This is a genomic window from Bradyrhizobium sp. 61, assembly GCF_023073075.1.
Lineage (GTDB): Bacteria > Pseudomonadota > Alphaproteobacteria > Rhizobiales > Xanthobacteraceae > Bradyrhizobium > Bradyrhizobium barranii.
Map to the genome: position 1 here is coordinate 1 of NZ_JADPIU010000121.1, position 10,888 is coordinate 10,888.

The 10,888-nt window shown below is 59.1% G+C and carries 9 protein-coding genes and 1 pseudogene; 2 read left to right on the top strand and 8 right to left on the bottom strand.

The features are described from left to right. Positions 1–96: 96 nt before the first annotated feature. Positions 97–1,524: a nucleotidyl transferase AbiEii/AbiGii toxin family protein gene (locus tag IVB46_RS44675; RefSeq protein ID WP_247316079.1), complete on the bottom strand. Its 1,428-nt coding sequence runs from the start codon at positions 1,522–1,524 to the stop codon at positions 97–99. Continuing rightward, the gene (locus IVB46_RS44680) at positions 1,521–2,333 is read right to left on the bottom strand and encodes a type IV toxin-antitoxin system AbiEi family antitoxin domain-containing protein (protein WP_346016168.1); all 813 of its coding nucleotides are present in this window, start codon (positions 2,331–2,333) and stop codon (positions 1,521–1,523) included. Before IVB46_RS44680 ends, IVB46_RS44675 begins: the two co-directional genes overlap by 4 nt. Before the next feature lie 339 nt (positions 2,334–2,672). On the opposite strand from IVB46_RS44680, the gene IVB46_RS44685 reads away from it, so the two are divergent. Beyond that, on the top strand, positions 2,673–2,963 hold the full coding sequence (locus IVB46_RS44685; RefSeq protein WP_247316076.1) for a hypothetical protein: 291 nt from the start codon (positions 2,673–2,675) through the stop codon (positions 2,961–2,963). A 112-nt stretch (positions 2,964–3,075) separates the two neighbouring features. After that, on the top strand, positions 3,076–3,786 hold the full coding sequence (locus IVB46_RS44690; RefSeq protein ID WP_247316074.1) for a hypothetical protein: 711 nt from the start codon (positions 3,076–3,078) through the stop codon (positions 3,784–3,786). A 394-nt stretch (positions 3,787–4,180) separates the two neighbouring features. On the opposite strand, the gene IVB46_RS44695 is transcribed toward IVB46_RS44690, so the two are convergent. From IVB46_RS44695 to IVB46_RS44720, 6 genes and pseudogenes are all read right to left on the bottom strand, one after another. Beyond that, positions 4,181–4,642, bottom strand: coding sequence for a hypothetical protein (locus IVB46_RS44695; RefSeq protein WP_247316072.1), 462 nt, complete (start codon positions 4,640–4,642; stop codon positions 4,181–4,183). A 202-nt stretch (positions 4,643–4,844) separates the two neighbouring features. Further along, positions 4,845–6,392: a DUF1254 domain-containing protein gene (locus IVB46_RS44700; protein ID WP_247316070.1), complete on the bottom strand. Its 1,548-nt coding sequence runs from the start codon at positions 6,390–6,392 to the stop codon at positions 4,845–4,847. 119 nt (positions 6,393–6,511) lie between these two features. After that, positions 6,512–8,100: pseudogene (locus IVB46_RS44705) on the bottom strand (IS66 family transposase). A gap of 69 nt (positions 8,101–8,169) precedes the next feature. Next, complete coding sequence (tnpB, locus tag IVB46_RS44710) at positions 8,170–8,523, bottom strand: IS66 family insertion sequence element accessory protein TnpB (RefSeq protein WP_247316068.1); 354 nt, start codon at positions 8,521–8,523, stop codon at positions 8,170–8,172. Next, a complete protein-coding gene (locus IVB46_RS44715) occupies positions 8,520–8,942 on the bottom strand; it encodes a transposase (protein ID WP_247316066.1) in 423 nt (140 codons plus the stop codon). The genes tnpB and IVB46_RS44715 overlap by 4 nt, the downstream gene beginning before the upstream one ends. A 259-nt stretch (positions 8,943–9,201) precedes the next feature. Continuing rightward, on the bottom strand, positions 9,202–10,888 hold a 1,687-nt coding region (locus IVB46_RS44720), incomplete at its 5' end, for an EAL domain-containing protein (protein WP_247346292.1).

A 10,888-nucleotide genomic window follows, 5' to 3' on the forward strand; every position in this document is an offset into this window, starting at 1 on the left:
GTCAGCCCTCCAAGAGCCGACCACCCATGAATCATTGAAAAATTGATTCGGGAATCCTATAAATCGCGATGAAATCAACAATCTGCCAAAGTAGTGCTAATATTTCGTTCGGACATAAGTCCCGTAGGTGCCGTAGCACTGGTAACCGGCCCGGTTTTTATGCGGCCGCAGCGTTCCGTCGTAGCTCTTGCGCTCAAACAGCTTGCCACAGACTGTGCAACGAAAGACGTAGGTCGTGGTGCCGCTGGACGCTCGCGATCGGCGGGGCGACGAAGTTCGCGGCGCCACAATACCCGCGGGCCGCGACGTTGGAGGGATCGACTGTGGGCCGGTCGGCGTCAACTCAATCGGATAGCGTGGCAAGAACGTTGTCTGCGTCTGCGAGACCCCGAGAATGCTGTCGAGGCGATAGCTACGCGGTTGACCGTCTTCCGCGCGAACGGCCATCAACAGAAGATCGCCAGCGCGGGAACGGCGCAGCGAGTAAGCTTCGATTGCGCGTGTCGAGCGTTTACCCTTCTGGTCGCGGTAGTCGATGTTGACCAGCAGGCGGTTGGCAGCCGCAAACCGAATGGTCTCGATGTAGGTTTGGCCGCGCGATCCTGCTGGAAGACCGATAATGCGCTGACGGATGATTTCCTCGGTCGCCCCGCCTATTGGCGGCATTGTCGGCAGGACCGGCGCCGCAACCTCGCCGTGGAGCCAATTGAATATCTCCGGCAAAGCTTCCCAGAAGGACGTGATGGGCAGCAAAGCCGGAAGCTGATGGTTCAGCATGCCGGACCAGCCTGCCTCGACATCGCCGCGATGGCGCTCGATGTCGGCAAGCTGTGGCAGTTGGATGCCCTTGAACGCGCATTTCTCGCGCAGCACTGTGACGAACTGCTGCTGCTCGGGCCGGGCGTCGGCGTTTCGGTAGAGGTTGACAATGTCGTAAAGGTCGCGCGGCCGGGTGCGCTCGGCGAGAGCCCTGAATTTCTCGGCGAAGGCTTCGACATAGTCGTACGCGAGCACCTCGATCCCTTCTTCCGGCGCGTCGGAATAGGGATGGAAGATTTCCACGGTCTCGGGGTCCAGGACGACGCGTTCATCGCCGGTCAGGTCGAGCTTGATGCGTGGCAAGGGCCGCGTTGGCGAAACTGGTCCCTTGTAGCTGATCTTGCCCTGGCATGAGAGGTTGCCGCGCGGATTCTTGAGGATTTCGAATTCCAGCTGGTCGGTGGGGATTTCGATGCCGGTCTCGTCGTAAACCCAAGCGCCGATTTCGGCGAAGACGCGCTTAAGAAGGGCTTCGTCAAGATGCGCCTCGTTGCGCAGCGTAAAGTCGAGATCCTCGGAGAATCGGTAGGTCTCGAAGAAGCATTTCTTAAGACAAGTTCCGCCCTTGAAGATCCAGCTTTCGGCAAGCTCCTCATGGGCATAGATGCCGGCGAGCATCCAGCCGAGGACATAATCCTTCTCGATGACATGCGGGTTGAGGGATGTCTGCTCGGCAAGGTCGAGGATTTCGCGCTTGTCGATCAATCAATAGCTCCGGGCGCCCAAGATGGCGGAATGAGGAGCCGCCATCTTGAGATGAGTCGCTTGCAATTCAAAGCAGGATCGAGCTTGGCGTTGCCCGCCGTCAGGCGCGCACGGCAGAGTTCGATGAGCGCGGCGCTGTCATCGCGTCCTTCCGCGAGGAAGCCAAGCCGCTTGATCACGGCGCCGTTGCCTAGCTGATCGCCGTATTCGATCAGCTTCTGATCGCTTCGGTCCGATCGCTTGAAGTACACATCGAGGCAATCCGACACTTGCTGAATGCCGCCGCCAAGCGCGGGCTCGTCGAGCATATCGATGATTGTCCGGTGAACGTCGGAGACGGGCACCTTGGTGCTGTGGCGCCAAATCGGCTTGGTTCCGAAGATTTTTTCGGGCTTCAGGTGCTTGAGCGTGAATTCGAAGCCCTGCCTCGTCTGATGCCTCTCGCGGATAGCTTGTCCCGTGACGACCACGATGTCTTTGAAAATCTGCTCGGTCAGGTCCCAATGCTCCGCGGCGGTACGGCCGGCGATGTAGGCGGGCGCGAAGAGCGCGGGTACGAGAACCCAGGCATCATCGAGAACCCGTTCCGAACCGAGCGTGTCGATCGAGGCCGGGACATAGGCGCCGGCCCCGACCCGGCGCAACCAACCTTGCTCACGCCATCGTGCGAGGCGCTTGGCGGCTTCGGTTCGCGAAACAGCGAGCGCCTTCGTCACGTCGGCAATTTTGATCACGTCGCCCGATCCGGCGAGAACTTGCCGAAGTTGGGCGCGGCCACGAGGCAATTGGAATATGTTCATACTATTCATTGGCTATTTTTCGCTAAAAATGGGAATTATTACACTTATAATAGACAAACGTGAAGTGACACGGAAGTGAATATTGTAGGTGTTAAAAATCGCACAATATGCGAATATTTACATATACAATATACTATTGAGAACCTAAATTCGGATAGACTTGCGACGGTGCTGGAGCAGCGGCAGAAGCTGCTCAGCACCTACCCGGAGGTGAAGCCCCCGGTCTTGCCGCCACGATGGCCGAAGCGAAAGCGCGGCCACAAGCGATGATCGATGCGGAACGGATAAGCGAAGAAGAGGAAGCCCGCGCGCGGAACGCGCGGTTTGAATGAGGACGCTTAAGGAAGCATGGATATTGCGGCGCATCGCGCAACCCCGGAGATTTCGCTGGAACGGCACGTCAAGAGCCGCGTGGTGGAGTTGGGGCGGCGGCTGGAGAGCCGCACCGCGATCTACCTCGATACCAAGTTCTGGATTCTCTTGCGAGACTGCGCCGCCGGCAGAAACAATGATCCGACCGTGCGAGATCTGCTGCAACGTTTCCGCAAGCTCGTCCAAGACGACAAGGCCTTCTGCCCGATCAGCGAGAGCACCTTCTTCGAATTCCTTAATAAAGGGCGATGTAACCTCTCGCCTTGAAATCGCTCGTGTTGTCGATGAGCTTAGCCTCGGCGTCACGCTTCTTGAACATCGTACGCGGCTCGGCACCGAGATCGCGCATTTTGTTCACAGCGCCGAGGGCAGCGGCGATTTGCACCCGCTGCATCATCTCGTCTGGTCAAGGGTCGGGTATGTTTTTGGCTTTACGCATCCGAGCCAGACAGGTTTCGATGCTGAAACGGAACTCGCCATCCAGAAGGCCTTCTTCGACCGGATGTGGGAGATGCGGCTCGAAGAAATGATGACAACGCTTGGGGCCCATTCTCCGCCCGGTGGCCTCGACTTCATGGTTTCTGATTTGAACGAGGGCGTGAAGCAGAATTCAGATCAGATCAAGAGCTTTACCCAAGCCTATGACGCCGAAATTGCCGGCACGGTCGAACTTGGTGCCGATATGGCGATGGACGTGACGGGTGATATCTTCCGAAAGAAGACCGGCGGCGAACCGCCCGAACGCCACTCGACGCAATGGGAGACATTCTGGAATCAATGGGCGAACCTATTGTTCACCGCGCTACGGAAGCGGCCGCAGGTTCGGCAACAGCTTCGCACGTTGCACATCCATGCGGCGTTGCATGCCGCGTTCCGTTGGGACAAGGCGCGGCGCTTCACGAGCAACGATCTCTACGATTTCGAGCACGCATCAGGAGCGCTAGCCTATTGCCAGGCCTTCTTCACCGAACACGCTTTGCGCGCCACCATTGTCGGGCGCAACGTCGCGCTCGATGAGCTGTTTCAGTGTCGCGTCGTCTCCGAAATCGAGGACGCGATCGAGGTGCTCAACACTACGGAAGCTGAATAAGAGACGCAGTCACTGGCCACGTTTGAGGCGTAATCACGAGGCGACGTCGGGTGACCGCACCAGATTCGCACCAGAAACGACCTGATCGAGGTGCGACGAACGGCATCGAACCGGAGCCAAAATGCAGCAATATCAACGAAGCCCATCGATATTCCGCCGCTCATAACTGTCTGGTTGAAGGTTCGAGTCCTGCCGCACTACCCAGGGAATCGGTAGATCGACGATTTCGGATTATCACACCAGAACCCCCTCCTCGTCCTGCAAGAATTCGGGAATGGGTCGCCTAGCGGAGTGAACTCGCAGTCGGTCTCTGCCACAAGGATAGGGAGACATTCAGATATCGAACATTTATGGAACACGCCGACTGACTGATAAGCGTTGTGTAATTTGCTTATCAGTTGGCAACCCGGAGACCGGAGGCATCGGATGGCAAGCATCTCCTTTTAGCTAGTGATTTATGGCTGGGCGCGACGTAAATCCCATCGGTTTTGGGCAGGGCAAGGGTCGATAGGCCGATGCGAGTTTTGCCCCATCTTAGCGAACCAAGCTCGGCCGCGCCCGGGCCGTCAAGGATCCGAAGGGCGTCGCGCGCTCCCTCGACCACGAACTCCTGATCAAGCGCCTCCAAAATCTCGTTGGCTTCCCGGACCGTCAGTTCGCGGAATTTTCCCGACCGCTCCTTGTCGAACAGCTTGATGAGCGGTGGCTCCGACAATAGTCGCCCCCTTATCTCCGCCACATCGATTGCCAGATTTGTTGGATTGGTAGCGGTTGGTAGCGACGCCAGGTCTACCGGACGCGCAAAGTTTGCGATGAAAGGTGCAACGTCGCCGGCATCACGTGCAAGCTCAGTCATGACTTCAATCGACCAATCGACCGCGGCTTTGTCTTGGGATCAGCGACCTGATCGCCGAACCCGAAGGACCTACCTTCATCTCCTATAAAGTTGCGCGCAGCCGTTTGGACCGGCTACGCTTCGTGACACAAGACCCGGAGCGGACATGAGAGAGTTTGTGAGCATTAGCGGACGGCACTGAGCCGCCCACTAATATCTGCGCTCAGGATTGCAGTTCAATCTCTCCCGGCCGCCAAGTCTTGGCGAACCATGGCTCCAAAGGCCCATAGAGGCGCAAGATCGTGTTCCAACCCTTTCCGGGAATTGTCTGCACCCAGTTCTTTTCTTTTCCGGGTGACGATTTGGGTCCGAAATACACGTCCACCGATCCGTCAGCGTTGACGAGCAGACCCTTGGTCTGACTGCTGACGCTCGGGAACCTCTCATCGGTCTGGATCATCGAGCGCGTCTGGTTGCTGTACAGGATCACCGACCAGAAGTCCTTGACCGGGATGTTCGGCGGCAGGTGCAGCTTGTAGTTCTTGCCGCCGTCGAGCGGGTTATCGTGTGCATCACGACAGGTCCACGCGTATTGCGACCCGCGACCGACCATCTTCTCTTCCATAGCTGGCGTGACGCCAGTAGCTAAGAAGTAATAGAACGAATAGGCATCGAGGTTCAGCACACCGGGCTGGCTCTGGAATAGATACCCGCCAACGAATGGCAGCTGCCAATTGCTGTTCGCGTAGTAGTAGCCGTCCTTCTGACGCCAGTGGAATGCAAGCGCGCGCGCTGACGCATCGCCCACAGCAGCAGCCTCGGTCAGTAACTTCTTCATCCGCGCATCGGGCAAAAACGGCTTGCCGTGTTCGATGCCGATAGAGGCATAGTAACCCATCCTAATTTGGTCGAGCGATTCGGACGGCTCCTCTTGAACAACTTGATTGAGGAGTTCCCAGAACTCAAAACCTGCTGGGTTGATGATGTTAAATGGCTTACCCGAGACATCAACGTACTTGAGCGTTGGAGCGGACATGTCCTTGTTGGCAAGCGAATAGACCTTAGTGAATTTCTTGACGAGATCGACGCCGGGCTTGGGGTCGCCGTCAACTAGGAAACTGCGCCACGGAATCCAGAGGTTGTAGACCGGGGACCGAACCGCGTGATAGCCGTCGGGTACGTTGCCCGTGTAGCCGGGCGGCAGAAGCAGATACTTGCCTCCTTCGCCCTTGTCCGGTCCGGTGATCCCTAAATCAATGACCCAGCGGAACCATATATCGTTGATGGCACCCAGCACTTTGGGTGGAACCTCAACGACGAGCGGGCCGCCCTTGAGATTGACCCATCCCCAGCTGTAGACGGTGTTATCATTGAACGTCAGACCGATGGTCCGCGAGTCCACCAACTGCTCCCATATCGGGATGGTCTGGTTGACTGGTCCTAGCTTCAAACACGCATTGCGGTCGGCGACCTGGCTGGCGGCGGGGATTGCAAGAAGATACGCCTGCACCGCGCGCTGGAAATCGAGATTGTCGAAAAGTTTCTCGGCCGTGGTCTTATCCGGGAAGCCATCGAAAAAATTGAGCGTTCCAAGACGTGTCTCCACCTTGTCGGGCGATGCAATGCCCGGCGGCATTGGGGTGGAAAACTTCATATTGGGTTCGGCGGGCGCACCCGTGAGCATTTGGGCCAGTGCCGACCCAGGCGTTGTTCCCGCAGCCGCAATTGTAGCAATTGCTCCGGACTGGAGGAGTTCGCGTTTCGTCAGCATTGGACGGCTCCCGATCTGTAGCGTTAATTTCTAACACACGCAGCCTAATTCGCCTTTTGAGGTCGGTCAAAGTGATCCCCTCTCCTTCTGTGAACGTTTGTAAGCGCTTAGCCGCAACCCTATTGATGCTGGCTTGACGTTTTGCGGAATCGCCACGGCATGAGGTCTTCGATCCTGCTATCGGGATGGCCGTCGATGATCGCCTCGAGTGTTTCGGCGATGTAGGCGGCCGGGTTGACGTCGTTGAGCTTGCAGGTGGCGACGATCGACGCGAGCAAGGCCCAGTTTTCCGCGCCGACTTCATGACCGGCGAAGAGCGCATTTTTTCTGGTCAGGCAGACTGGCCGGATGCGTTCTCGACCGGGTTCGTGTCGAGCTCGAGGCGCCCGTCTTCGAGGAAGCGGGTCAGCCCTTGCCAGTGATTGAGCGCGTAGCGGATGTCCTCGGCGAGCGTCGAACCACTGGAGATCATCGACAGCTGTTTCTCGAACCACGGCTTTAACGCGGCGACGATAGGCAGCGAGTGCTCCTTGCGCGCGGCCAGCCGGATGTCCGACGATGAACCGCGTACCATGGCTTCGATGGCGTAAAGCTGTGCGATGTGTCGAACGGCGGCCTCGGCGATCGGCGATTTGCTGTTGCGGGCCAATTTGACGAAGCGTCGGCGCAAATGGCTCCAGCAATGCACAAGCGTCCACGGCCCCTGCGGTCGAGCAACTTCGGTCAGCCGGTCATAACCGTCATAGGCATCGCATTGCAGGAAGCGTCCGTTAAAGCCATGCAGGAACTGCTCCGCGAAGGCGCCGCTGCGACCGGGGGCATATCGGAACAGCACGATCGGGGGACTTGGGCCGCTGTGGCCGCGGTCGTCGGAGACGACCGCCCAGAAGTAGCCTTTCTTCGTTTGGCCACGCCCGGGATCGAGCACCGGTGCCGTGGTTTCGTCCATGAACAGACGATCTGCCCTCTCCAGATGGCGACGCATGTGGTCCGCTACGGGTTGGAGATGGAAGCAGGCGCGGCCGGACCAGTTGCCCAGTGTCGCCCGATCAAGTCGGATCCCCTGGCGCGCATAGATCTCGGCCTGACGGTAAAACGGCGTATGGTCGCCGAACTTGGAGACGATCACGTGCGCAATCGCCGCTTCGGTCGGCAGTCCACCAGGCACGACGTGCTCCGGTGCATGCGCCTGCACGACAGGGCCCGAGCAGCGGCGACAGATGTATTTCGGGCGGCGCGTGACCAACACTCGCCATTGCGCCGGGATCACGTCGAGCCGTTTGCTGACGTCCTCGCCGATCTTCGTCATGGCGCCGCAACCGCACGGACAGAGCGTGCTCGCAGGCTCGATGATCCGTTCCACCCGAGGCAAATGGGCAGGCAAGCAGCCGCGATTGCGATGAGAACCTTGATCCGGCACACTCCGCGATCGGCCCTGGATCACAGCCTCGGCTCTCTCCTGCGCCGCGTCCAGGATGCCTTGCGCGATCTCCACGTCTTCCAGCGGCAAGTGATACTGATCTGGCCGCAGCTTCTCGGACTTCGCGCCGAACTTCTCGCGTCGCAATTCGCCGAGGATGACCTCCAGCCGACGCCGCGCTTCCTCCGACGCCGCCAGCGCCCCCTGATGCTCGCTCAAGGCCGCCTGCGTTTGCGCCAAAAGCGCCTTCAGTCGTTCATTTTCGTCGCGCAGCGCCGCGATGCTCATGTGCTAATTCGAGCACACCGCCGCCGCGTGCGTCACGTGCAAAATACCTTCCGAGTCACTCTGCCGCAGTTATCCCGCCGCCTGCGGACGCCGCGCTTCTTGCGGGCGGACCAACCTCCAATCCAGCCCCTCGAACAGGGCTGCGAACATCGCCGGCGATATGCGCATCACGCCGTCTGCGATCGTTGGCCAAACGAACTTGCAGCCTTCGAGGCGCTTGTGCACCAACACTAGGCCCGTTCGATCCCAGACCAAAATCTTGATCCGGTCCGCTCGTTTCGATCGGAACACGAAGGCTGCACCGCTGAACGGATCGAGACGAAGCATCTCCTGCACCTTCGCAGCAAGCCCATCATGGCCACAGCGGAAGTCAATCGGCCGCGTCGCCATGTAAATCTTCAGATCAGCACCGGGCGCGATCATCGTGACGCTCGTACCGCGCGGATCACCCGAGACAGCTGCTCGCCATCTATGGCCGTGTCCGTCCGCACCACGACATCGCCGATCGCTATCTCAAGCTTGATCGCCGGAACGTGACGCTCCTCTAACGCACCTTCCACGACCAGCGGCGCGAATGTCGGCTGCGACGCCTCGCACGGCGGCAACATGCCTCGCTGTCGAAAGCGCCGTCGCCAATCGTAAATCTGCCAGCGCGTCGCTCCGTGCTTGCGCGCCACCTCGGACACCTGGGCACCGGGTAGCAGACTCTCGGCGACGATCCGAGCTCTCTCAGCCTCCGAACGCACGCGGCGTCCCGACGGTCCTTCAAGGACCTCCAGCCGGCTCACCGGCCCTACCGACGAGCCGTCCAAATGGACGTCCTTTTTGCTGTCCAATCCCATCCCAAACCTCCGTCCAAGTCGGAGGCTTCTTCGCACGTTCATTCGAATTCTGAAGCAAGGGTATCGGCTTCGCGCTTACGAACGTTTTCGGATGCCGGCCCCATGATGGTGGCGCCGCACGCACGGGGCCGGCCGCAAACCTCCAAGGGAGTGGGAAGCCCGTCAAGTCTAGGAACGGCGATCGTTTCACGCCAAACCGAGTTGGAAACACAGCGGGCGATGAGGAGACATAGAGCGTGCATTGGCGCGCTCGTCGCCTTCATCGACTGACGACTTTCAGCGCTACACCCTCACCGGTATGGGGTAGGGGAAATTCGAGATCGCGAACGCTTTCCGCGGCATGTGTGAGATAGCGGAAGCCAGCGATATCGGCCGGCTTCCCAACCAAATACCCCTGAATTTGATCGCACAGCTCAGTGCCCAGGAAACCCAGTTCCTCGCTGGTCTCGACACCTTCCGCCAGCACCGGCAGCTTGAGTCCGCGCCCGATTCCAAGCACCGCGCGAACGATGGTCGCCGCCTGCTCGTTGGTATCGACCGCCTTGATGAAGGAGCCATCGATCTTGATCTTATCGAACGGGAATGCCCGCAGGTTCGAAAGCGACGAGTAACCGGTCCCGAAATCGTCCATCGCGATGCGGACGCCAAGCGCCTTGAGCTGACGCAACGTCGCCAGCGCCCGATTGAAATCGCGGACCAGCGCGGTTTCGGTGATCTCCAATTCGAGCCGTCCGGGCTTCAGCCCAGTTTGAACCAGGATTTCGTGAACGAGTTGCGTGAACTGCGGATTATGCAATTGCATCGCCGAGACGTTCACGGCGACGGTGAGCGGATTGGTCCAGCCACTGGCTTCCGCGCATGCCTCTCTCAGCACCCATTCGCCGATCTGCTGGATCGTTCCACTTTCCTCTGCGACGGGAATGAACAAGGCGGGCGAAACCTGGCCGCGCTGCGGGTGCCGCCATCTCAACAAGGCCTCGAAGCCGGTGATCTCGCGCGCATCAAGCCGTGCCTGCGGCTGATAGGCCAGCTCAAATTCATGGCGTGCGATCGCGCTACGTAGATCGTGCTCCAGCATGCGGCGATCGCGCACCTCAACGCCCATCGCGGCTTCAAAGAAGCGATAAACGCCGCGGCCGTCGGTCTTTGCGCGATAGAGCGCGGTATCTGCGTGGGTGAGAAGGCCCCGTCCGTCCCGGGCGTCGTTCGGGAAGATCGCCACGCCAATGCTGGTGGAAACGAAGGAGGCCGTAGTCGATGATTTGTTTTCGATCCGCAACGCTTCGGTGATGTTCTCGGCGATGCGACCAGCCACAGACGGACTGGAGAGATTCGTCGCGATGATCGCAAATTCATCGCCACCGAGCCGCGCCATCATCTGGTTTCGATCGAGAACTGCCGTGACGCATTTCGCAACCTTCTTCAGGAGCGCATCACCGGCGGCATGCCCGAACAGGTCGTTCACTTCCTTAAAGCGATCAAGGTCGAGGCAGAGAACGGCAAATGACAGGCCCGAAGCCTGGTGCGCCTCGATTTCCTGATCGAGCCGGGCATTAAAACTGTTTCGGTTCGGCAAACCCGTCAAGGCATCGTGGTGCGCGAGAAAATGAATATGCTCCTCCGCCTTCTTCCGGTCACGCAGATCGCGGACGGCGATGGCATGATGCGGCTGGCCGGCGAAATCGATAGAGCGAAGGATAAACTCAGCCGGAATGAATTGGCCGTTGACGTCGCGCAATTCCGCCTCGATCCGCTCGCGCGGCCTGGCGACCAGCTTGCGCCTGACTGACTCCTCAGGCAGGCAGATCGCCAGCGGTTCCCCGATCACATCGTCGGGGACATAGCCTGTCAGTTCCGTCAGGCTCGAATTGATCGAAACAATCTTGTCGCCGTAACAGACCAGCAATCCCTCGGCCGACGCATCGGCAAGGCCGCGCATGCGATCG

Bases quoted from the DNA above. Each gene is read 5' to 3' on its own strand.
- IVB46_RS44695 (WP_247316072.1), bottom strand. From the start codon at position 4,642: ATGACTGAGCTTGCACGTGATGCCGGCGACGTTGCACCTTTCATCGCA.
- IVB46_RS44715 (WP_247316066.1), bottom strand. From the start codon at position 8,942: ATGGGATTGGACAGCAAAAAGGACGTCCATTTGGACGGCTCGTCGGTA.
- tnpB (WP_247316068.1), bottom strand. From the start codon at position 8,523: ATGATCGCGCCCGGTGCTGATCTGAAGATTTACATGGCGACGCGGCCG.
- IVB46_RS44700 (WP_247316070.1), bottom strand. From the start codon at position 6,392: ATGCTGACGAAACGCGAACTCCTCCAGTCCGGAGCAATTGCTACAATT.
- IVB46_RS44685 (WP_247316076.1), top strand. From the start codon at position 2,673: ATGGATATTGCGGCGCATCGCGCAACCCCGGAGATTTCGCTGGAACGG.
- IVB46_RS44680 (WP_346016168.1), bottom strand. From the start codon at position 2,333: ATGAATAGTATGAACATATTCCAATTGCCTCGTGGCCGCGCCCAACTT.